The 22146-nt window shown below is 73.0% G+C and carries 17 protein-coding genes; 13 read left to right on the forward strand and 4 right to left on the reverse strand.

Features of this window, described 5'->3' with window-relative positions; genetic code table 11:
* Positions 1–74 precede the first annotated feature (74 nt).
* Together ACRQ4B_RS04310 and ACRQ4B_RS04315 are read left to right on the forward strand one after the other, a co-directional pair.
* Positions 75–1124 carry an NAD(P)-dependent alcohol dehydrogenase gene (locus tag ACRQ4B_RS04310; RefSeq protein ID WP_439693463.1) on the forward strand — a complete coding sequence of 350 codons (1050 nt, stop codon included), beginning with the start codon at positions 75–77 and terminating at the stop codon, positions 1122–1124.
* Positions 1125–1211: 87 nt separating this feature from the next.
* Positions 1212–1649 carry a hypothetical protein gene (locus tag ACRQ4B_RS04315; protein WP_439693464.1) on the forward strand — a complete coding sequence of 146 codons (438 nt, stop codon included), beginning with the start codon at positions 1212–1214 and terminating at the stop codon, positions 1647–1649.
* Here ACRQ4B_RS04315 and ACRQ4B_RS04320 read toward each other — a convergent pair.
* Positions 1631–3529 carry a gamma-glutamyltransferase family protein gene (locus ACRQ4B_RS04320; RefSeq protein WP_439693465.1) on the reverse strand — a complete coding sequence of 633 codons (1899 nt, stop codon included), beginning with the start codon at positions 3527–3529 and terminating at the stop codon, positions 1631–1633. The genes ACRQ4B_RS04315 and ACRQ4B_RS04320 overlap by 19 nt on opposite strands.
* A 187-nt stretch (positions 3530–3716) precedes the next feature.
* Between ACRQ4B_RS04320 and ACRQ4B_RS04325 the strand changes: the two genes are divergently transcribed.
* The 4 genes from ACRQ4B_RS04325 to ACRQ4B_RS04340 all read left to right on the forward strand — a co-directional run bounded on the left by ACRQ4B_RS04325 (position 3717) and on the right by ACRQ4B_RS04340 (position 8078).
* Positions 3717–4874 (forward strand): peptidoglycan DD-metalloendopeptidase family protein, encoded by a 1158-nt coding sequence (locus ACRQ4B_RS04325; RefSeq protein ID WP_439693466.1) that lies wholly within the window; start codon positions 3717–3719, stop codon positions 4872–4874.
* A 610-nt stretch (positions 4875–5484) separates the two neighbouring features.
* Positions 5485–6582, forward strand: coding sequence for a type I restriction endonuclease (locus ACRQ4B_RS04330; protein ID WP_439693467.1), 1098 nt, complete (start codon positions 5485–5487; stop codon positions 6580–6582).
* 45 nt (positions 6583–6627) lie between these two features.
* Positions 6628–7431 (forward strand): sulfite exporter TauE/SafE family protein, encoded by an 804-nt coding sequence (locus ACRQ4B_RS04335; RefSeq protein WP_439693468.1) that lies wholly within the window; start codon positions 6628–6630, stop codon positions 7429–7431.
* Entirely contained in the window at positions 7428–8078 is a 651-nt protein-coding gene (locus tag ACRQ4B_RS04340) for a DNA alkylation repair protein (protein WP_439693469.1), read from the forward strand. Before ACRQ4B_RS04335 ends, ACRQ4B_RS04340 begins: the two co-directional genes overlap by 4 nt.
* Positions 8079–8151: 73 nt before the next feature.
* Here the strand turns inward: ACRQ4B_RS04340 and ACRQ4B_RS04345 are convergent, their stop codons facing one another.
* Positions 8152–8982 (reverse strand): polysaccharide deacetylase family protein, encoded by an 831-nt coding sequence (locus ACRQ4B_RS04345; protein WP_439693470.1) that lies wholly within the window; start codon positions 8980–8982, stop codon positions 8152–8154.
* Between the two features lie 195 nt (positions 8983–9177).
* Between ACRQ4B_RS04345 and ACRQ4B_RS04350 the strand changes: the two genes are divergently transcribed.
* The 3 genes from ACRQ4B_RS04350 (at position 9178) to ACRQ4B_RS04360 (ending at position 12479) form a co-directional block, all read left to right on the forward strand.
* On the forward strand, positions 9178–10071 hold the full coding sequence (locus ACRQ4B_RS04350) for an aminoglycoside phosphotransferase family protein (protein ID WP_439693471.1): 894 nt from the start codon (positions 9178–9180) through the stop codon (positions 10069–10071).
* Positions 10072–10248: 177 nt separating this feature from the next.
* On the forward strand, positions 10249–11442 hold the full coding sequence (locus tag ACRQ4B_RS04355; RefSeq protein ID WP_439693472.1) for a zinc-dependent alcohol dehydrogenase: 1194 nt from the start codon (positions 10249–10251) through the stop codon (positions 11440–11442).
* Complete coding sequence (locus ACRQ4B_RS04360) at positions 11442–12479, forward strand: NAD-dependent epimerase/dehydratase family protein (RefSeq protein ID WP_439693473.1); 1038 nt, start codon at positions 11442–11444, stop codon at positions 12477–12479. Before ACRQ4B_RS04355 ends, ACRQ4B_RS04360 begins: the two co-directional genes overlap by 1 nt.
* A 121-nt stretch (positions 12480–12600) precedes the next feature.
* Here the strand turns inward: ACRQ4B_RS04360 and ACRQ4B_RS04365 are convergent, their stop codons facing one another.
* Positions 12601–13788 (reverse strand): hypothetical protein, encoded by a 1188-nt coding sequence (locus ACRQ4B_RS04365; protein WP_439693474.1) that lies wholly within the window; start codon positions 13786–13788, stop codon positions 12601–12603.
* Between the two features lie 121 nt (positions 13789–13909).
* Between ACRQ4B_RS04365 and ACRQ4B_RS04370 the strand changes: the two genes are divergently transcribed.
* Positions 13910–14329, forward strand: coding sequence for a DUF6314 family protein (locus ACRQ4B_RS04370; protein WP_439693475.1), 420 nt, complete (start codon positions 13910–13912; stop codon positions 14327–14329).
* A 4-nt stretch (positions 14330–14333) separates the two neighbouring features.
* Positions 14334–14999 carry a pentapeptide repeat-containing protein gene (locus tag ACRQ4B_RS04375; RefSeq protein ID WP_439693476.1) on the forward strand — a complete coding sequence of 222 codons (666 nt, stop codon included), beginning with the start codon at positions 14334–14336 and terminating at the stop codon, positions 14997–14999.
* 80 nt (positions 15000–15079) lie between these two features.
* Here ACRQ4B_RS04375 and ACRQ4B_RS04380 read toward each other — a convergent pair whose 3' ends face one another.
* Entirely contained in the window at positions 15080–16093 is a 1014-nt protein-coding gene (locus ACRQ4B_RS04380; protein ID WP_439693477.1) for an NAD(P)/FAD-dependent oxidoreductase, read from the reverse strand.
* A 67-nt stretch (positions 16094–16160) separates the two neighbouring features.
* On the opposite strand from ACRQ4B_RS04380, the gene ACRQ4B_RS04385 reads away from it, so the two are divergent.
* Together ACRQ4B_RS04385 and ACRQ4B_RS04390 are read left to right on the forward strand one after the other, a co-directional pair.
* Positions 16161–16775 (forward strand): helix-turn-helix domain-containing protein, encoded by a 615-nt coding sequence (locus ACRQ4B_RS04385; RefSeq protein ID WP_439693478.1) that lies wholly within the window; start codon positions 16161–16163, stop codon positions 16773–16775.
* A 192-nt stretch (positions 16776–16967) separates the two neighbouring features.
* Entirely contained in the window at positions 16968–22040 is a 5073-nt protein-coding gene (locus ACRQ4B_RS04390; protein WP_439693479.1) for an Ig-like domain-containing protein, read from the forward strand.
* Positions 22041–22146: the final 106 nt, after the last annotated feature.

Below are 22146 nucleotides of genomic sequence, written 5' to 3' on the forward strand. Positions count from 1 at the left end.
GGCGAAGACGCAGGATCCCCTCCGCCGGTTTAGGCGACAGGTGTAGCGTAGGAGGCGTTCAAAGGAGACCCACCATGCGCGCCGTCGTGTTCGAGCAGTACCAGACCTTCCCGTCCCTGGCGGAGGTCCCGAAGCCCACTCCGGGCCCGGGGGAGGTGCTGCTCAAGGTCGCCGGTGCCGGTGCCTGCCACTCGGACGTCGCCGTCTACCGCGAGTTCCAGGAGGGCCAGCCGGGCGCGCAGGCCCCCGCGTTCGTCCTCGGGCACGAGAACTCCGGCTGGGTCGAGGCGGTCGGCGACGGCGTCTCCGGCTTCACGGAGGGCGACGCCTACCTCGTCTACGGCCCCGTCGGATGCGGGCACTGCTCGTACTGCTCCAAGGGGCAGGACACCTACTGCGAGAACGCCGCCACCAACCCGTACGCGGGCATCGGCCTCGGGCGTGACGGCGGCATGGCCGAGTACGTCACCGTCCCGGCCCGCAACCTGGTGCCCCTCGGCGACGCCGACCCGATCGCCGCCGCACCGCTCAGCGACGCCGCTCTCACGCCGTACCACGCGATCAAGAACTCGCTGCCGAACCTGGCGGGCGGCGGCCGGTACGCCCTCGTCGTCGGGCTCGGCGGACTCGGGCAGATCGCCGTGCAGATCCTCACCGCCCTCACCGGTGCCACCGTCATCGCGACCGACGTGAAGCAGGACGCCATGGACCGCGCCGCCGCCCGTGGCGCGATCACCGTGCCGGCGGGTCCCGACCAGGTCGCCGCCATCCGTGCGATCACCGGCGGCCGTGGCGTCGACGCCGCGTTCGACTTCGTGGGCGCCACCCCGACGATCACGACCGCCCAGGCGTCGATGGCCATCGGTGGACGCTGCACCGTCGTCGGGATCGCCGGCGGCACCACCGAGTGGAACTTCTTCTCGACGCCGTACGAGTCGACGATCACGAACACCTACTGGGGCACCATCGAGGACCTGCACGAGGTCGTCGCCATGTACCGCGCCGGACAGATCGAGCCGGACGTCGAGCGGTACGCCCTGGACGACGCGCTCGAGGCGTACCGGAAGCTCGAGGCCGGCGAGCTCTCGGGTCGTGCGGTGGTCGTGCCGTCCGCCGCCGTCTGACGATCCGGTAACGGTCTCCGCCGTCCGGTCGCTCCTCGGGTATCGTGGCGACACGGCGCGAGGGGCGTGCCGGGTGGGGAGCGGACCATGGTCGACGCACGCGAGTCCAACCAGGTGAACCAGCAGGACCTGTACCAGCCGAAGCTGCCGTACCGCGCTCCGGAGTACACCGAAGCGGTCGCGCGTCCCCGCAACTCGGGCGACGGCGCCGACGGCGGCTACACGATGGGAATCCCCTACGACGCCCCGACCGCCGGCGCCGCAGCGTCCGACGCCGGGCCCGTCAGCCGCGCCGGACTCGTGTGGCGGATCGTCGCGTCGCTCGTGCTGACCGCCGTCGGCATCAACGCGATCGTGCGTTCCGTGCCGCTGTGGCAGAACGCCAACGTCGACGCGTCGACCGGCAGCTGGGTCGGCGGGCTCGCCCTGCTCGTGCTCGCCGGGCTGGCCCTCGCCTACCCGATCGTGAACCTCGTGCGCTGGGTCCGGGCGGCCCGCGGCCGGGGTCAGCGCCCGGCCGCGTAGCCCTGCGCCCCGCGGGGGTTCGCCGCCGCACCGAGCACCCCGGACGCCGGGTCACGGGTCACGCACGTCAGTCGACCGAGCGCCCAGTCGCCCGCGCGGGTGACCACGTGCCCGCGGGCCTCGAGTCCGGCGATGACCTCGTCACCGAGCCGGTCCTCGACCACGAGTCCCGCGGGCTCCCACGTGCGCGGCCAGAACGACCCCGGGAACGACGTCGTGTGCATCGCCGGGGCGTCGATCGCCTGCTGCGGGGAGTACCCGCCGACGATCCAGCGCAGCAGGAACAGCAGCTGCCACTGGTCCTGCTGGTCACCGCCCGGTGAACCGAGCGCCAGGACGGGGGCGCCGTCACGCAGCACGAGCGTGGGCGTCAGGGTCGTGCGCGGGCGTTCGCCGGGGCGGAGCGTCGAGGCGGTGCCCTCCTCGAGCCAGGTCATCTGCAGCCGGGTGCCGAGGCAGAACCCGAGCTCCGGGATCGTCGGGGACGACTGCAGCCAGCCGCCGGACGGGGTCGCGCTGACGATGTTGCCCCAGCGGTCCACGACGTCGATGTGGACCGTGTCGCCGCGGGTCTCGCCGTCCGGAGCGACGAACGGCTCGCCGCGGTCCTCTACCAGCTCGCCGCGGTCCTCGACCGGTTCGCCACGGTCCTCGACCGGTGTGACCCGCACGGTCGGCTCGCCGACGCCCTGCGCGCCGGCGGTCCCGAGCCGCACGGCCTCCTCCGGGGTGCGGACCGGCGGCAGCGTGTGCGCGACACCGACGACGGTGCCCGGTCGGAGCTCGGCGGACGCCCGGTCGCCGATCAGCGCCCGACGCTCGTCGGTGTAGGCGTCGGAGAGCAGCACGTCGAGCGGGACCGCGCCGTCGCCGTAGAACGCCTCGCGATCGGCCAGCGCGAGCTTCTGCGCCTCGGTGATCGTGTGCACGCCGAGCTCGGTCGACGGGTCGAGCAGGGCGTCGTCGAGCGGTTCGAGCAGTCGGAGCGTCTGCAGGAGCGCCGGACCCTGGCCCCACGCCCCGGTCTTCGCGATCGTGCACCCGCGGAACTCCGCCGTCGTGGCCGGCTCGTACGACGCCCGGAACGCTGCCAGGTCGGACGCGCGGATCACGCCCGCGTGGTCGGTGCCGGACGAGTGCCGGTGCGGTTCGCGGACGAAGCGGTCGACGGCCTCCGCGACGAACCCCTCCGCCCACTCGGTCCGTGCCGCGTCGATCCGGGCGGACCGGCTGTCGGCGCCGTCACCGGCGGCCACGAGCCGGTCGTACACCGAGGCGAGCGCCTCGTTGCGCACCAGGTCCCCGGGGACCGGCACCGTGCCTCCAGGCAGCCACTGCGTGGCGGACGTGGGCCAGTGCTCCTCGAAGAGTCCCCGCACGGTCGTGATCGTGCGGACCACCGCCGGTGCGACCGGGTGCCCGTCGCGGGCGTAGCCGACGGCCGGTGCGAGCACGTCGGCGAGTTCCCACGTGCCGTGGTCGCGCAGCAGCAGCAGCCACGCGTCGACCGCTCCGGGGACCGCGGCCGCCAGTGCGCCGGAGCCGGGGACGAGCTCGAGTCCCTCGGCCCGGTAGTGCTCCGGGGTCGCGCCCGCGGGGGCCGGCCCCTGGCCCACCAGGACCGTCGGCGTCGGGTCCGCCGCGGTCGCGAACACCGCGGTGAGGTCGCCGCCGGGACCGTTCAGGTGCGGCTCGACGACGTGCAGCACGAACGCCCCCGCTGCAGCTGCGTCGAAGGCGTTGCCGCCCCGCTCGAGCACCGACTGTGCCGTCGCCGTAGCGATCCAGTGCGTCGACGCGGCCATGCCGAAGGTGCCGCGGAGATCGGGCCGTGTGGCGTGTGCGGTCGGTGGGACGAAGGCGGGATTCGGGGTCGACATGGGTCCATCCTGTCCCGCATGCCCCCGGAACTGGGGTTCCGCGCCGACCCGGCAAGGGGTTGTGATCGCTCACAGAAACAGTGACCATCGTTCGGCGGCCCGGACAGGGCGGGTCGCCGAACGTCCCGGCCAGGGGGTCGGGGCGCCCGCGACCGGCGGGACCACACCGAGCAGGGGACCTCTCTTCGTGCGCAACACCATCACCACACGGCTCACGGCCGTCCTGGCGGCCGTCGTCGTCGCCGTCACCGGCAGCATCGTCTTCGCCGCGCCCGCCAGCGCCACCACCATCGTCGGTCCGGCCAAGGCCGGCACCTGGCTGCACCCGGGGGACTCGATCACCTCGCGGAACGGCCAGTTCCAGCTGGTCATGCAGGGCGACGGCAACCTCGTCGAGTACGGCATCGGCCGCAAGGTGCTCTGGGCCTCCAGCACCACGAGGGCGCCGGGCTCCAGCGCCGTCGTCAACCCCGACGGCCGCATCACCATCGTGCAGAACGGCAAGCTGATCGCCCGGTGGGGTGTCGCCGGACGGGTCGGGAAGCAGCTGCAGCTCGGTGCCGACGGCGCGATCACCTCGCTCGACACCGCGGGCGGGATCGTCTGGCAGGCCGCGACGTTCCAGGACCAGGTCGCCGCCGGGTCGGTCATCGCCTCGGGCACGGTGCTGCGCTCGGATGCCTCCAACGCCCGCCGGCTCACGATGCAGGGCGACGGGAACCTCGTGCAGACCGTGAACGGCGCGGTCGTCTGGTCCTCGCGGACCGGTGGCCACCCCGGCGCCTGGGCTGCGGTGCAGACCGACGGCAACCTGGTGGTCTACGGCACCGACCAGAAGCCGCTCTGGGCGTCGAACACCAGCCGCGCCGGAGCGGGGCAGCTCCTCGTGCAGGTCGACGCCAACGTCGTGCTCTACGGCAAGACCGACACCCGGGTGTGGTCCACGCGCAAGGTCACCGGGCTGCTGTGGCCGGTGAAGAGCACGAAGATCAGCGGCAAGTACAACGACGACCGCGGAGCCGGACACGTGCCGCGCTACCACCAGGGCACCGACGCGGCGGTCGGCACCGGCACGCCCGTGTACGCCTCGGGCGCCGGGAAGGTCACGAGCACGGTCGCGAACAACCCCTCGTACGGCAACTACGTCGTCGTGACCTACGGGATGACGACGGTCCTCACCGCCCACCTCAGCAAGATCGAGGTGAAGCAGGGGCAGATCGTGTCGACCGGCTCGGAGATCGCGAAGTCCGGGAACACCGGCCAGTCCACCGGCCCGCACGTGCACGTCGAGGTCCGCCAGGGCGGGACGCTCGTCGATCCGTTGAAGACGCTGCACTTCCGCTGACGCAGCGCCCCGCGCTGCGGGAAGTGGTCCGGAGCGCGGGACGCTGGACGGCCCCTCGCACGTGATGCAGCGTCGCCCGATCGGAACGGCCCGCACCCGATGGGTGCGGGCCGCCGGTCTCAGTCCTTCCGCCAGGCATCGAGCACGAGCCTGGTGACGGCCACGAGCAAGCTCGCGACCCCCAACCAGGACACTCGACGCCTGGGCTCGGACCCGTTGTCGTTCGACATCGAGACCACCTCCGGTGTCAGCGCCGGCGGACACGAGGAGCGGAAGTGCCGAGGGGTGCATGCGTGACGGTGGTCACGTATGCTTGGCCCGAGCGTTCGCGCTCGGGACGTATGCGGTCCCTCAGGCACTCCACTCGGAGAGCAACTCGAAGCCCATCACCGTTGCCGCGGTGGTGGGCTTCAACTCTGCCCGGGGTCCACGCCCGGCGACGCGCGACCCCGGGGACAGCCTACGGCCGTGGTACGCCAGCATTGTTGCATCTCACCCACGATGTTCCACATCCACTACGTTGTGATCGAACCCCGCGAAGTGGGGTGATCGACGGCGCTCAATGATGACTGGTCGTCAACTACGGTTGCAACGACCCAGGGGAGGAACAGTGGAGTTCGAAGAACGTCTGGCCGCACTCGCGACGAAGGTGCAGAACCAGCGAGAGGCCATCCAGACCGAAGAAGCGACGAAGAACGCGTTCGTCATGCCGTTCATCTCGACGATCCTCGGGTACGACGTGTTCAACCCCCTGGAGGTCGTGCCGGAGTTCACGGCCGACGTCGGCGTGAAGCGCGGTGAGAAGGTCGACTACGCGATCATGCGCGACGGCGAGGTCCAGATCCTCATCGAGTGCAAGAAGTCGACCGAACCACTGAAGATCGAGCACGCATCGCAGCTCTTCCGGTACTTCTCGGTGACGAACGCCCGCATCGCAGTCCTGACCAACGGCGAGGTCTACAACTTCTACACCGACCTCGATGCTCCGAACAAGATGGACGACCGCCCGTTCCTGGTCCTCGACCTCGCCGACATCGACGAGACCCTCCTGCCGGAGCTCCGCAAGCTCACGAAGGACGTCTTCGACCTCGACTCCGTGATCAGTGCCGCCGAGGAACTCAAGTACGTGGGCGCCATCAAGCGAGCGATCGCCGCGCAGTTCCGCGAGCCAGAGGAGGACTTCGTCCGTCTCTTCGCCTCGCGCGTCTACGACGGACGGTTCACCCAGGAGGCGCGGACCCAGTTCACGACCCTCGTCGCTAAGGCGTCGAAGCAGTTCCTGAACGAGCAGGTCAACGACCGTCTCAAGACCGCGCTCGGCGCCTCGTACAGCGCGCCCGTCGGCGCCGAGGCGCCGGCCGACGCCGTGACGAGCGAGCCCATCGCCGAGGGAGACCTCGACCGCGACACGGAGATCGAGACCACGCTCGAGGAGCTCGAGGGCTACCAGATCGTCAAGGCCATCGCCTGCAGCGAGGTCAAGCCGGACCGCATCGCCCACCGCGACCAGAAGTCCTACTTCGCGGTCCTGCTCGACGACAACAACCGGAAGCCGATCGCGCGGCTCTGGTTCAACGGCAAGAAGCAGAAGTACCTCGGGCTCTTCGACGAGAACAAGGTGGAGACGAAGCACCCGATCGAGGCGCTCGACGACATCTACCTCCACGCAGCACCGATCCGGGAGGCCGTGCAGCGGTTCTCGGCCTGACGTCCGTCGTCGGATCCATGCCCCGACGGCCGTAGGGTTGTGGGGATGGAGAAGCGCGGCGGACGGGTGATCGTGTTGATCGCGATCGGGATCGTCGCCGGGGTGCTCTCCGGCCTGTTCGGCGTCGGCGGTGGCGTCATCGTCGTGCCGGCGCTCATGACGTTCCTGCACCTCGACCAGCGCCGGGCATCGGCGACGTCGCTGGTGGCCATCGCCCCGGCGGCCGTCGTCGGCGCGATCACCTACGCCGCACAGGGCGAGGTGCACTGGCTCGCCGCCCTGACCCTGGCGGTGGGCAGCGTCGTCGGCGCCCCGATCGGAGCACGCCTGCTGCGCGCGCTCCCGTTGCGCGTGCTGCCGTGGATCTTCGTGGGCTTCATCGCCGTCGTCCTGGTGTCGTTGTTCACGACGGTGCCGACGCGGGGCGGTTCGGTCCACTTCGGCGTGGTGGAGGCGATCGTCCTGCTCCTGCTCGGTCTGCTGTCGGGCGTGCTGTCCGGGCTGGTCGGAGTCGGTGGCGGGGTCGTCATCGTGCCGGGGCTCGAGGTCGCGCTCGGTGCCGGTGACCTGCTCGCGAAGGGGACGTCGTTGCTGACGATGGTGCCGACGTCGGTGTCCGGGACGGTCGCGAACCTGCGTCGGCGCGCGGTCGACCTCCGTGTCGGTCTCACGGTCGGCGTCACCGCCGCCGTCTGTTCGCCGGGAGGCGCGTGGATCGCCCGCCTCGTCGACCCGCAGGTGGGCACCTGGCTCTTCGCCGCGTTCCTGGTCGTCGTCGCGGTGATCGTGTTGCGGCGCGGTCGCCGGACCGCGCCGCGGAACGAGCCGACCGACGGGGAGGTCGCGTGACGCGCCTCCCGGCCGGTGGTGGACGGAACCCGGCGGACGCGGAGGCCGTGCTCGCGGCGCTCGCACGCACCCCGGGGGACGTCGCGGCGGCCCGCAGGGTCGCACGGCAGTTCGCAGACCTCGACGACGGCGAGCGGTCCGCGCTGCTGTGGAGCGAGGACCCCGGTGCGCGACTCGTGGCGGTGCTGCTCCTCGTGCAGGCGATGCGTGAGCGCCCGGACCCGGAGCTGACCGACGAGTACCTGTCGGCGGCGAAGGCGGAGCGGTTCGACGACACGGTGCTGGTCGACCTCGCGGCCGAGGAGCTCGTCGGGGCCCCGCTCGTCGGTGGCTCCACGGGTCCGCTGTACGCGCTCGTGAAGTCCGACGTGGCGATGGTCCGGCGGATCGCGGTCGTGGCGACGCTGGCGTTCGTGAAGCAGGGCGACGACGAGGTGCCGCTCGGCATCGCGGGGCGGCTCGTGCGGGAACGCAGCGAGACCGTGCAGTCGGCAGTCGGCTGGGTGCTGCGGGAGACCGGCAAGCGGGCGTCGGAACCGGCGCTCATCGCGTTCCTGGAGCGCAGCGGACGATTCCTGACACCGTCGGCGCGGAGGACGGCCACCGAGCACCTGCCCCCGGCGGAACGGGAGCGGCTGCGCGCCTGATCCTGGTCGCCGACCGCGCAGTCCGCTGTACCGCCGTGCCTCGACGAGCACCGGACCGGACTGCGTGCGGCCCCTACCGGCTGAACACGTCGTCGAGCGTGAAGGTCGCGAGGTGCCGCTCGTCGAGCAGCTTCCCGAGCCGCGGCAACGCCCCGATCGTCCCCGGGAAGTTCGCGTGACCGATGACGATGTGCGCGGGCAGGAACCACTGCTGGGCGAACCCGACGATCTGGTCCGACGTGATGTCCCCCGAGTCGGCGAGCGAGCCGTACCAGAGCAGCGGCGTGGAGTACCCGACCCGGGCGGCCGCGGCGTCGACCCGCGCGTCGTGGTAGCCGAACGGCGGGCGGAAGTACGGGCGGGCGTCCACGCCGAAGGTGTGCTCGATGAACTCGTGGTTCCGGACGAGTTGGTCCTCGATGCCCTGGTCGGAGAGCTTCGTCAGGGCCGGGTGGTCCCACGTGTGGTTGCCGAGCTGCACCTGTCCGGACTCGACCAGCGGCCGCAGCAGGTCGGCGTGCTCGGTCCACGACGGTCGGACGCCGTTCACGAAGAACGTGAGCCGGGTGCCGGTGGCCGCGGCGAACCGCGCGTACGCCTCGACGACGTCCGGGCTGGCGCCGTCGTCGACGGTCCAGGCGATCCCGGGCGTCCCGGCGGGCAGGGCGGTCACGGTGCCCGCGGGCAGCGGGTGCCGGGGGATCGCGACCGGGGCGCGCGTCGGTGCCGGCGTCGGGGTCGGGGTCGGGGTGGGAGTGGGCGTCGGCGACGGACTGCGGGTCGGCCGGGCCGTCGGTGACGCGGTCGGGGCCTGACCGGTCGCCGCGCACGCCGCGAGCGTCGCGGCCGAGAGCGCGCCGGCGGCGCCGACGAGCAACGTCCGGCGGGTTGTGCGGTGGTCCATCGGCTCCAGTGTCACGAGCCGCGTGGGTCGTCCGCATCGGCTCGACGGCTGACCCCGGATGGCCGGTCGGCCACCGACAACAGGCACCCGCCACCGACACCCGTCGCCCATCGGGAGAAGGCACCCGGCGGCACCCGCAAGGGGCATCCGGCGCCCGGCGGCACCCGCAACGGCACCCGGCGCTACCGTGGGCGGATGCACACCGAGGTGCCCCGGCCCCGCATCGACGCCGTCCTCGTGGAGCGGCTCGTCGCGTCCCAGTTCCCGCAGTGGGCCGGCCTGCCCGTCCGACCGGTGGACCCACAGGGCTGGGACAACCGGACGTACCGGCTCGGGGACACGCTGTCGGTGCGTCTGCCGAGCGCCGCCGGGTACGTCGCCGCGGTGGAGAAGGAGCAGCGGGTGCTGCCGACGATCGCCGCACACCTCGACGTCCCCGTGCCGGAACCGGTCGGCCTCGGTGCCCCCGACGAGACGTACCCGTTCCCGTGGTCGGTCCGCCGGTGGATCGAGGGGACGGTCGCGTCCCGGGCGCCGAGCCTCGACCGTGTGCGGTTCGCCGAGGACGTCGCCGGCGTGCTGCAGCAGCTGCGGGCCGTCCCGGCCGGCGACGGTCCGGTCGCGGGCGCGCACTCGTTCCACCGGGGAGCGCACCCGGCCCACTACGGCGCGGAGGTCGCCACCGCACTCGACGTGCTCGGCGGATCCGTCGACCGTCGCGCCTGCGAACGGGTCTGGGCCGCGGCCACCGACACGACGTGGGACGGGCCGGGCGTCTGGTTCCACGGGGACGTCGCACCGGGGAACCTCCTGGTGGACGGGTCGGGACGCCTCAGCGCACTGATCGACTTCGGGACGTGCGGCGTCGGTGATCCCGCCAGCGACCTCGTGCTCGCGTGGACCTTCCTCGACGGCGACGCGCGCCGTCGCTTCCGCCGGACCGTCGGGCTCGACGACGACAACTGGGGGCGGGCGCGCGGTTGGGCGCTCTGGAAGGCGCTCATCATGCTCGCCGGGAGCGCCGGACCGGGTGGCCGCCCGGAGCACGAGCGGGTGCTGGCAGCGGTCCTCGCCGACCCCGTCGCCTGACGGGGCGCGTCCGGCGGGCGGCCGCCGAGACCGGGCCGGGAGGCGCGGCGCACCCCCGCCACGCGACGCGCCCAGCGGACGGGGCTGGGAACGCACCACGGGGCGGGCGGGTACCGACGTGGGGGAAGCGAGTCGCGCCTCCCGGCCGGCCCGAAGCGACCACGAGAGGAACGCGACGTGCGCGCACTGACCTGGCAGGGCACCGAGAAGGTGTCCGTCGAGACCGTCCCCGACCCCACGATCCAGGAGCCGACCGACGCGATCGTGCGGATCACCTCCACGGCGATCTGCGGCTCCGACCTGCACCTCTACCGGGTGCTCGGCCCGTACCTCGACAAGGGAGACGTCCTCGGGCACGAGCCGATGGGCATCGTCGAGGCCGTCGGTTCCGCGGTCACGAACCTCACGGTCGGCGACCGCGTCGTCGTTCCCTTCAACATCTCCTGCGGACACTGCTGGATGTGCCGGCACGGGTTCCAGTCGCAGTGCGAGACCACCCAGGTCACCGAGTACGGCTCCGGTGCGGCCCTCTTCGGCTACACGAAGATGTACGGTCAGGTGCCCGGTGGCCAGGCCGAGTACCTCCGCGTGCCGCACGCCGACTACGGTCCGATCGTCGTGCCCGACGACGGGACGCCGGACGACCGCTGGCTGTTCCTCAGCGACATCCTGCCCACCGCGTGGCAGGCCGTGCAGTACGCCGACGTGCCGGAGGGCGGCACCCTGGCGGTGCTCGGCCTCGGCCCGGTGGGGCAGTTCGCCGCCCGGATCGGCGCACACCTCGGCTACCGGGTGCTCGCCGTCGACCCGGAGGAGGTCCGCCGCGACCTCGGTGCGAAGCACGGCGCCGAGGTGTTCGACCTGACCGACGACACCGTCGCGCAGCTCGTCGACCTCACCGACGGCCGCGGCCCGGACGGGGTCGTCGACGCCGTCGGCATGGAGGCGCACGGCAACCCCGTCGCCGGGTTCGCGCAGCGCGCCGCCGGACTGCTGCCCGACGCGCTCGCCCAGAAGGCGATCGAGACCGTCGGCATCGACCGGCTGGCGGCCGTGCACGCCGCGATCGACCTCGTCCGACGCGGCGGGACGGTCTCGCTGAGCGGCGTCTACGGCGGGATGGCCGACCCGATGCCGATGATGACGTTGTTCGACAAGCAGATCACCATCCGCGAGGGCCAGTGCAACGTGCGGCGCTGGATCGACGACATCATGCCGCTCGTGTCCGACCCCTCGGACCCCCTCGGCACGCTCGACCTCACCACGCACCGCGTCTCCCTGGAGGACGCCCCGCACATGTACGAGGTGTTCCAGAAGAAGCAGGACGGCTGCGTGAAGGTCGTGCTCGACCCCGCCCTGGCCGCCGCCTGATGCGGATCGTCGTCGTCGGCGGGACCGGCAACGTGGGCACCGCGGTGGTGCGTCGGCTCGCTGCCGAGCGCGCGGAGCACGGTTCCGTCGAGATCGTCGGGGTGGCTCGTCGTCTCCCGGACCTCCGCGCCGAGCCCTACGGGTCCGCGGTGTGGCACGCCGTGGACGTCGGCGCGCACGGTACCGTCGACCAGCTCGCCGCCGTGTTCCGCGGTGCCGACGCCGTCGTGCACCTGGCATGGGCACTGCAGCCGACGCACGACATCCCCACGCAGCACCGGACGAACGTCACCGGGACAGCGAACGTGCTGGAGGCCGTCGCCCGCGTCGGCGTCCCGCAGGTCGTCGTCGCGTCGTCGGTCGGCGCCTACCGCGGCGTCGACGTCGACGGCAAGCGCACCCCGGTCGACGAGACCTGGCCCGCGACCGGGATCCCGACCGCGACCTACTCCGTCCACAAGGCCGCGAACGAGGCCGCGATGGACGCGTTCGAGTCCGCGCACCCGTCCGTCGTCGTCACGCGGCTCCGGCCCGGTCTGGTCTTCCAACGGGCCGCCGCCGCCGAGCTCCGCGGGCTGTTCCTCGGGCGCCTCGTCCCGATGTCGATCGTCCGCTGGATCCGGTGGGCGGTGCTGCCGCTCCCGCTGCCGTTCGTGTTCCAGGCCGTGCACGCCGACGACCTCGCCGATGCCTTCTGGCGGGCGATCGACCGTCGGGCCCCCGGGGCGTTCAACGTGGCCGCGACGCCCGTGCTCAACCCGCCGCGGATGGCCCGGGCGTTCGGGATGCTCGGCGCGGTCCGGATCCCACTGCGGCTGCTCCGCGGGATCGTCACCGTTACCTGGCGGCTCCGGCTGCAGCCGACGGACGCCGGCTGGGTGGACATCGCGGCGCAGGTGCCGGTCATGCGGGTCGACAAGGCGCGCTCGGTGCTCGGGTGGGAGGCGCGGCACACCGCCGAGGACGCCCTGCGGGAACTCGTGGTCGGGTTCGCGGACGGTGCCCGGGTGACCGGGTCCGGGCCGCTGCGCGGCTGAGCGCGGGCGGTCGGTCGCGGTCGGTCGCGGTCGGGCGGGGTCGGTCGCCGTCCGGCTGGATCGTTCGCCGTCAGGCGGAGTCGGTCGCCCGTCGAGCGGGACCGGTCGCCGTGGAGCGGCGTCAGTCGCCGTCGAGCGGGATGTCGAGCGACTTGCACCCGAGGATGGTGTCCGATCCCGCGCCGACGTTCGTCGCCACCGCGCAGATGCGTTCCGCGCCGAAGACCTGGGTCTGCCGCGGTGAGAACGTCACGCTGTAGCCGTGGTCGCCGGCGACGCCCTTCACGCTGTTCACGTCCGGCCGTGGCTGGTCCGCCGACACGGTGCCGACGACCTTCGGCTGGTCGTCGGTGGGGAACAACGCCGTGACGGCGACCTGCGTCGCGGAACCGATCGCGTCGGGGTCGTACGCCCACCCGGCCACCGTGAACGAGTCCGGCCCGGTCGTGACGCTGTCGAGTCGGCCCTGCGGCGTGCCCGCGGCGACGTCGACGGTCTTGCAGCCGAGGTCGAGGATCCCGGAGGTCTGCACGTGCACCGCGGTCACGCAGACGCGCTGCGGCCCGGACCCCACCGCCGGCACCACCGCGTCGAACCCGGAGGTCGACCGGAAGCCGTAGACCTTCGTGACGTCCGGCCGCGCCGCCCCGACGTCCAGGCGCCCAGCCCGGATGCCGTTGATCGTCACGTCGATGCTGAACGGGCCGGCCGGCAGCTGCGGATCGGCGGCCCACCCGCGGACAGCAACGCCGTGCGCTGCCGGCGCGGCGCTGTCGAAGGCACCCCGGAGCGCGCGCTGGGTCGTGGCACCGAGCCGGGTGTTGTACGCCACGTCCGGGTCCTTCGCCCCGCGGGCGGCTGTGACCCGCCAGTTGATCACCGCGTCCTGTGTCGCCGCGAGGTCGGCCCGGGCCGACACCGTGATCGTCGCGCTCTGCCCGGGTGCCAGCGGCGGCGCGATGCACGTCGCGATCTTCCTGGTGGTGTCGATCGAGCACTGCTTCGTCTGCGGACTCGACGCCGTCACCTGCGACCAGGCGTTCGGCGTCCCGGGGATGTACGGGTTCGAACCGTCGTTGTACTTGACGGCCAGGGTCACCGGGGTGAGCGTCGGGCCGGTGCCGTCGTTCTTCGCCGTGAACGTCCACGTTCCCCGGTTGTGGAAGGCGATGATGAAGGGCGCGTCGACGTCGACGTCGAGCACGGAGTGGTCGGTCGCGGCGCTAGCGGGGACGGTGACCACGGCGGGGGCCACGATCGCGAGCAGTGCCGCGGCGAGCGCGATCGGGAGGTGACGACGGGATCGCACGGGCATGCTCCTCGGGCAGACGACGGTGACTGCCCGAAGCTACTCCGGGACGGCCGCCGCGGATCGACTCGGTGGGAACGGTCCCGGTCGCGCGCCCGGTCCCCGGTCGTAAGGTGGGCGGGTGCTGCAGCCGACGGACCTCGTGGGGGAGTGGGAGCTCCGACGGACCGTGGACGACCGGCGTGCGGGGGCCGTGGGGACGGTGGCGGGCACCACGACCCTGACGGCGACCGCTCCGGACGAGGTGCGGTGGGACGAGTCCGGCACCATGGCGTTCGACGGGCGCAGCGTGCCGGTCTCCCGGACGTTGTTCGTGCGACGCACCCCGGACGGCGACTGGACCGTGCACTTCTCGGACGGCCGGGTCTTCCACGACTGGGTGTGGGGGACGGCCGTGGTGCACGCGTGCGCCCCCGACGACTACGCTGGCGTGCTCGCCGGGGACGCCGAGCACTGGACGGTCCGGTGGGAGGCCCACGGCCCCGCGAAGGACTACGTGCTCGTCAGCGACCTGCGCCGTCGGTCCCACGCGGCAGACTGAGCGCATGGCCCGCTCCTCCGGTACCGACGCTCCGCGCATCACCCTGACCGAACCCGCCGACCTCGAGGACTGGGCGCCCGGCCCCGGCGACGTCCTCACCGGGGACCGGATCGAGGGCAAGCGCATCGACGTGCTCGACCTCGCCGGCGAACGGCTGCCGGACCTCGAACTCGAGGAGTGCGTCGTCGGGACGCTCCGCGCGGACGCCGCGGACCTGCGCGGACTGCGGGTCCGCGACTCGATCGTCGAGGTGCTCGACGCCCCGGTTCTGAAGGCGTCGAGCAGCACCTGGCGGGAGGTCCGGGTCGCCGGCGGCCGCGTCGGGTCGGCGGAGCTCTACGACGCCGGGTTGAACGGGGTGGAGTTCGTCGGCATGAAGCTCGGGTTCGTGAACCTCCGCGGCTCGACGCTGACCGACGTGGTGTTCCGCGATTGCGTCATCGACGAGCTCGACATCGCCGACGCGCGACTGCTCCGGGTGTCCTTCGACGGCTCGACGATCCGCGCGGCGGAGGGCTCGAACACCCGGATCGACCACGTGGACCTGCGCACCGCCGACCTCGACCGGGTGGAGCGGCTCGAGGGGTTCCGCGGTGCGACGATCGGCGCCGACCAGCTGTACACGCTGGCACCGCTCCTGGCGGCGCAGGCGGGCTACCGCGTCGACTGACCGCCCCGAGTCTCGGGTCGGCCCTGCCGAGACTCGGGGTGGCGGACAGTTCTCGTGGTCCAGACCCCGAGAACTGTCCGTCAGGCCGAGTCTCGCCCCGCGCCCGCGCCCGCGCCTGCGCCCGCGCCCGTGCCCGCGCCCGCCAGCGCGGCGGCCAGGTCGGCCTGCACCAGGTCGCCGTGCACCGCGGCGCCCGCCTGCGTGCCGGCAGCCGCCGAGGCGATGACCGTGGCCATCGGCGATGCCACGTTCCCGGCCGCGTAGACCCCGCGCACCGAGGTCTGCCCGACGGCGTCGACCTGCAGTGCGCTGCCGAACCGGACGTCGCCCATCAGCTGGTCCTCGGCGACGAGACCGAGCCCCGACAGGAAGCCCACCCGCGCCTCGACGGTGCTGGCCGCGGCGAGCGCGTCGAGCTCGACGACGTCGCCGGACCCGAGCTCGACGCCGCGCAGCACGTCCCCGGACGACAGCACCCGCGCGACCGGTCCCGTCACGATCCTGATGCCACGTGCTGTCAGACCTGCCAGGGCGGTGTCGTCGACGAGTGCCGGGTCCGTGACGAACGCCGTCACGTCGTCGCTCAACGCCCGGAACATCAGTGCGTGGTGCGCGCCGTTCGGTGTCGTCACGAGCACTCCGATGCGCTGGTCGCGGACCTCCCAGCCGTGGCAGAACGGGCAGTGCACGACCCCGCGGCCCCACTGCTCGGCGAGCCCCGGGACCTCCGGCAGGACGTCGACGGCGCCGGAGGCGACGACCAGCCTGCGCGCCGTGACGACCGCGCCGGAGTCCAGCGTGACCGAGAAGCCGACCGGATCGGGGCCGTCGCCGTCGATGGTGGACGTGGCCACGATCCTCCCGGCCACCACCTCGACGCCGTAGGCGGCGACCTCGTCGCGCCCGATCCGGTACAGCTCGGTCGGCGGCGCTCCCTCGCGGCCGAGGTAGTTGTGCGCACCCTCTGCGGGCGCGTTGCGCGGCTCGCCGGCGTCGACGACGAGGACGGAGCGCCGGGAACGACCGAGGATGAGTGCGGCGGACAGGCCGGCGGCTGCTCCGCCGGCGACGATGACGTCGTAGTGATCACGCATGCCTGCATCCTGCGGACCCCGACGATGCGCTGGCAATCCCGTTTGCCGACCTGGCAACATGGTCGCCGTGGCACACCGCCGGGAGGAACGACCCGCCCCGCGCACGACCGCCCAGGTCGTCGACGGGGTCGGGCCGCGACTGCGTGCCCTGCGGGCGCACCGGAACGTCACGCTCGCCGCGCTCGCGACGGAGACGGGCATCTCGGTGTCCACGCTGTCGCGGCTCGAGTCGGGACAGCGGAAGCCCACCCTGGAACTGCTGCTGCCCCTGGCCCGCGCGTACCAGGTGCCGCTCGACGACCTCGTGGGTGCGCCGCAGACCGGGGACCCGCGTGTGCACCTCAAGCCGGAGGTGCACGGTGGCCGGGTCGTCGTGCCGCTCACCCGGCGGACCGGCGGGGTGCGGTCGTTCAAGCAGCTCTTCCCACCGAACTCGCCCGGTGGTGAGCCCACGCTGCAGACGCACGAGGGCTACGAGTGGCTCTACGTGCTCTCCGGGCGGCTCCGACTCGTGCTCGGCGAACACGACCTCGACCTCGGGCCGGGCGAGGTCGCCGAGTTCGACACCCACACCCCGCACTGGATCGGCAACGTGACCGACGAGGTGACCGAGGTGCTCTGCCTGTACGGGCCGCAGGGTGAGCGAGCGCACGTGCGCTCGCGGCCGGCCGACCGGGCCTGACTCGTTCCCGGCCGGTCCCCGGTCCGGGTCTGCCCCCAGTTCGGGTCGGGAGCCCGGATCCCCGCGGGGCCCGGTGCCCCCAGTTCGAGGAACCCACCCCCGCGTGCGCTCCGGCTGCCCTAGGTTCGGCATCACCCCGTCCCCGGGCGTCTCCCTGCGCCCGGCGTCACTGCCTCCCGAAAGGTATTCGTCGTGCCCCCCAAGCACCGCGGACGCTTCCGCACGCCCCGTCTGCCGCTCCTCGCCGGGCTCACCGTCGCCGCCCTGGCCGTCGGGTCCGCCGCGTTCGTCGCCCCGCAGACCGCGTCCGCCGCCGCGCCGTTCCTCACCACGGCGATCTACGGCACCGTCTCGGGGTCGTCGAACATCGTGTCGATCGACCGGACCACCGGCAACCAGACCACGGTCCTCACGGAGCCGACGGGAGCGACCGGGCTGAACCAGCTCGGTTTCTCGAACGACGGCGGCCAGCTGTTCATGACGAACGGGACGAACGTCTACGAGTACACGGCGTCGACCGGTGCCTGGACGGTCACGGCACGCTCGACGGGCGCGGCGGTCGCGAACCAGATGGGTGGCGTCGACCCGACGACCGGCAAGTACTGGTTCGGCGGATTCGTGCAGAACTCGGGGAACCAGTTCTCGTTCGCGAGCTACGATCCCACGACGAACACCATCTCGAGCACCGCGACGACGGTCACGGCACCCACCCCGCCCGGCGGCAACGGTGACCTGGCGTTCGACCGTCTCGGGAACATGTACTTCATCTCGAGCTCGGCCGCGGCGAACGGCAACCCGGCCAGCGCCCAGGTGTACCGCGTGAACGCCGCCGACCTCGGTGGCGCGAACGCGACGGCGACCCAGGTCGGTCCGGCGATCGCGCCGCCGGCGGCCCTCACGTCGCTGGCCTTCGGTGACGACGGCTACCTGTACATCGCGGGCAGCGGCGCGAACGGCTTCCTCAAGGTCGACCCGGTCACCGGGTCGATCATCGACCGCAAGACGCCGTCGGCGACCCTCACCGACATGGGCACCCGCCAGTACCCGTCGACCGGCCAGGCGACCACGTCCCTGCCGGAGGGCCGCAAGGACGCCGACGACCAGTTCACGGTCTCCGTCGGCGGCGGGGACGTCCCGAAGCCCGCGACCGCGTCGACCAGCGGCACGGGCACCTCGGCGACCGCCGGACCGATCATCCTCCTGCCCGGCAAGCCGTACACGGCGACCCAGACGCCGGCGAACTCGACGACGAACGCCGCCGACTACTCGACGACCTACACCTGCACCGACCTGAGCAACGGGAACGTCGTGTCGAAGGGCTCGGGTTCGACGGCGGACTTCACCGTCCCGACCACCAACGGCAGCAACGTCGCCTGCACCTTCTCCAACCCGATCGCCGGTCCGGCCGCGAAGGACGACGCCTCACGCGGCAACCAGCCCGGCCAGGCGGTCACCGTGGACGTGCTCGCCAACGACACCGGTGACATCGACCCGACGACCGTGCAGCTCGTCGCCCCCGACGCGGTCGCCGGGGCGGTGCTGTCCTCGGACGGCCGCACGCTCACGGTGCCCGGTCAGGGCGTCTACCGGGTGGACGCGGCGACGGGTGCGGTGACCTTCACCCCTGACGCCGCGCTCACCGGCAACCCGACCCCGGTCGGGTACACGGTCGCGGACACCCGCGGCAAGCGGGGCTCGGCGACGCTGACCGTCACCTACGCCGGTGCCGCGAACGCCGACACCGCGTCGACCAGCCAGGGCAAGGCCGTGGACGTCGACGTGCTCGGCAACGACCGCGGGACCGACCCGACCTCGGTGGTCTTCCCGACCGCCGGGCAGCCGAGCGGCGCCACGGTCGCACCGGACGGCCGCACGCTGACCGTCCCCGGCCAGGGTTCCTACACTGCCGACCCGTCCACCGGTGTCGTCACCTACACGCCCGACCCCGCCTTCCGTGGGACCACGTCGCCGGTGACCTACCAGGTGTCCGACGCCGACGGGACGCCCTCGACCGCGACCGTCACCGTGACCGTGTCCGCCGTCGGTCCGAAGGCCGCCGACGACATCGCCACGACCGGTGAGAACGCCGCGGTGACCGTCGACGTGACGGCGAACGACGCCCCGGGTGTCGCCGACGGGACGCCCGTCGACCCGACGACCGTCGTCTTCCCGACGAGCGGCCAGCCGACCGGTGCCACGGTCGCCACCGACGGCCGCAGCATCACCGTCCCCGGCCAGGGCACGTTCGTCGCCGACCCCACCACCGGGACCGTGACGTTCACCCCGGTGGCCGGGTACACCGGCAGCGTCGACCCGGTCGTGTACCAGGTCGCCGACCGCGGCGGCCTCACCGACACCGCGACGATCGCGGTCACGGTGAACGCCGTTGCACCGAAGGCCGTGTCGGACACCGCGACGACGACGCAGGGGAAGTCGGTGACGGTCGACGTGCTCGACAACGACGAGCCCGGGAACGCGCAGACCCCGATCGACCCCACCACCGTCACCTTCACCACCCCGGGCCAGCCGGCCGGCGCGACCGTCTCGTCCGACGGTCGGAAGCTCACGGTCCCCGGTGAGGGCGTCTGGACGATCGACCCCGACAGCGGTGCCGTCACCTTCGCGCCGGACCCGACGCTCCGCGGAGCAGCCACCCCGATCACCTACGCGGTGTCGGACAGCGACCGCAACACGTCGGTGGCCACCGTCACCGTCACGGCGACCCCGGTCGGCCCGAAGGTGGCCGACGACTCGACGACCACCGAGCAGAACACCCCGGTCACCGTCGACGTGACGGCGAACGACCGTCCGGGCGTCGAGGACGGCACCCCGATCGACCCGACCACGGTGGTCTTCCCCGCCGCGGGACAGCCGACCGGCGCCACCGTGTCCGACGGCGGCCGCACCCTCGCCGTCCCCCGCGAGGGCACGTACACCGCCGACCCGACCACCGGCACGGTCACCTTCACCCCGGCCGCCGGCTTCACCGGGCCCACCACCCCGGTGACCTACCAGGTCGCCGACCAGGGCGGACAGACGGGCACCGGCGCGATCACCGCGACCGTGACGAAGGTCGCCCCGACGGCCACCGACGACACCGCCACCACGCGTCAGGGCTCCCCGGTGCGCGTCGACGTCCTCGGCGACGACCGGCCCGGCAACGCGGCCACGCCGCTGGACCCGACCACGGTCGTCTTCCCGGCGACCGGGCAGCCCGCGGACGCCACCGTCTCGGACGGCGGGCGCACGCTCACCGTGCCGGGACAGGGCGTCTACCGTGCCGACCCGTCGACCGGTGCCGTCACCTGCACCCCGGAACCGGGCTTCCGCGGCGACGCGACGCCCGTCACCTACCAGGTGTCGGACGTCGACGGGACGCCGACCACGGCGACCCTCACCGTCACGGTGTCCCCGGTCCCGCCGCGCGCCGTCGACGACGCCACCACCACCCAGCAGAACACCGCGGTGGCGATCCCGGTGACGGCGAACGACGAACCCGGCGTCGACGGCGGCACCGCGATCGACCCGACGTCGGTGCGCTTCCCGGTCGGCGGACAGCCGACGGGCGCGACCGTCTCGGACTCCGGTCGGACGATCACGATCACCGTCCCGGACCAGGGCGCCTTCGTGGTCGACCCGAGCTCGGGCGTCGTGACCTTCACCCCGACCGCGGGCTTCACCGGCACGACCACGCCCGTGACGTACCAGGTCCGGGACACCGGCCGGGCCGCGGCCACGGCGACGATCACCGTCACCGTGACCCGTGTCGCACCGACCGCGCAGCCGGACACGGCGACCACGTCGCAGGGCACCGCGGTCACGGTCGACCCGCTCGCCGACGACACCGCGGGCAACGCCCGGACCCCGCTCGACCCCACGTCGGTCGGGTTCCCCACCGCCGGGCAGCCGAAGGGCGCGACCGTGTCCGACGGGGCCCGCACGCTGACGGTTCCCGGCCAGGGCGTCTGGAAGATCGACCCGCAGTCGGGCGCGATCACCTTCACCCCGGAGCCCGCCTTCCGCGGAACGGCGACACCGGTGACCTACCAGGTCAGCGACGTCGACGGCGCCTCGAGCAGCTCGACCGTCACCGTGACGGTGTCCGCCGTCGGCCCCCGTGCCGCCGACGACGCCCGGACGACGACGCAGAACACGCCGGTGCGCTTCGACCCGCTCGCGAACGACGCCCCGGGCGTGCGGAGCGGCACCCCGCTCGACCCGACCACGGTCGTCTTCCCGACCGCCGGGCAGCCGGACGGGGTGCTGGTCACCGACGGCGGGAAGACCCTGACCATCCCCGGCCAGGGTGTCCTCCGGATCGCCCCGACCACCGGCGCGGTGACGTTCACGCCCGCCGCACGCTGGAGCGGGACCACGCCCGCCGTCACCTACCAGGTGTCCGACACCGGTGCCCTGACGGCCACGGCGACGATCACCGTCACCGTCGCACCCGTCACCCCGACGGCCCGACCGGACACGGCGACCACGGCCGCCCGCACCCCGGTGGTCATCGATCCGCTCGGCAACGACGCGGCGGGGAACGCGGCGACGCCGCTCGACCCGACCTCGGTCCGACTGCTGGACGCCGCCGGCAGCCCGGTGACGACCCTGACCGTGTCCGGCAAGGGCACCTTCACGGTCGACACCGCGACCGGTCGGATCACCTTCACCCCGATCGACGGCTTCACCGGGCCGGTCTCGGCGCCCTACCAGGTCGCCGACGCGGACGGCAGCACGACCCGTTCCACCGTGACCGTCACGGTCGGGGCGCCGCCCAAGGCGATCGGTGACCACCGCACGACCGCGGCGGGGACGCCGGTCACGGTCGACGTGACCGGGAACGACAGCGCGGGCTCGACCGCCCTCGTCGCCTCGTCGGTCCGCCTGGTGGACCCGGAGACGGGTGCGATCGTCACCACGGTGACGATCGCCGGCCAGGGCACGTTCCGGGTCGGTGCGGACGGCCGGATCACGTTCACGCCGGCAGCGGGCTTCGCGGGCACGGCCACCGTCACGTACTCGGTGGCGGACGAGGACGGCAGCCGCTCGACCGCCGACCTGGCCATCACGGTCCCGGCGGCCGCGGGCATCGCGCCGAACCCGGGCCCGGGAGGCGGCGTGGTCGTCACGACCCCGAGCGGACGGCGCCTGGCGTTCACGGGCACCGAGCTCGTCGTGCCGGGCGGGATCGCGGCGCTGCTGCTCCTGGCGGCGGGTGCCGGACTGCTCGCGGTGCGTCGCCGACGTCAGGTCGGCGAGGACTGACGCCCCGGCCCGGCGGACGGGCCGTCTGACGGACGGGAGGCGCGTGGCTGCTGGCCACGCGCCTCCCGTCCGTTCCGGTCGCACCGCGTCGACGACGCAGGACGCA

It is taken from the genome of Curtobacterium sp. SP.BCo (assembly GCF_051903265.1).
Lineage (GTDB): Bacteria > Actinomycetota > Actinomycetes > Actinomycetales > Microbacteriaceae > Curtobacterium.